Origin of the sequence: Streptomyces recifensis (genome assembly GCF_002154615.1) — a bacterium.
Classification (GTDB): Bacteria; Actinomycetota; Actinomycetes; order Streptomycetales; family Streptomycetaceae; genus Streptomyces; species Streptomyces griseoluteus.
The window spans coordinates 1-574 of the sequence record NZ_MUNH01000861.1; the positions used below are offsets into that span (position 1 = coordinate 1).

At 74.7% G+C, this 574-nt stretch carries 1 protein-coding gene; it reads right to left on the bottom strand.

Features of this window, described 5'->3' with window-relative positions; all coding sequences use genetic code 11:
* Nucleotides 1-35 precede the first annotated feature (35 nt).
* The coding region (locus CCN33_RS30400) for a class I SAM-dependent methyltransferase (protein WP_107484030.1) at nucleotides 36-574 on the bottom strand (539 nt) is incomplete at its 5' end.

Sequence of the window (574 nt, forward strand, 5' to 3'; positions counted from 1 at the left end):
CGCGGTGGAGGGGCTGTACGAGGGGTCGGGTCAGATCACCGGGCCATAGAGCCCAGTTGGGCCAGCAGGTACGCCTGCGGTACGGGTTCGGTGGGGCCCGGCGCGCGGACCGTGCGGGAGGTGAGGGCGAACCCCGCCTCCTCCAGCAGCGCGGCCATGCGCTCCGGGTCGCGGCGGAGGAAGTCCAGGCTGACCGGGTGGCCCCAGGGACGGTCGTGGCGCCGGGGTTCCTCGCCCGCCTGGAAGGCCAGCAGCAGATGCCCGCCCGGCGCCAGCACGCGGCGGAACTCGGCGAACAGCGCGGGCAGCCGCTCCACCGGGGTGTGGATGCTGGAGTACCAGGACACGACACCGGCCAGCTTCCCGTCCGGGAGGTCCAGCTCCAGCATGGAGCCCTGCTCGAAGCGCAGGCCGGGGTTCTCGCGGCGGGCGACGGCCAGCATGGCGGGGGAGAGGTCGAGCCCGAACACGTCGAGTCCCTCGGCGGCGAGGAACCCGGTGACCCGGCCCGGCCCGCACCCCAGGTCGGCCACCGCCGCGCCCGCCCCCACCAGCTCCGCGAACACCTTCAGCA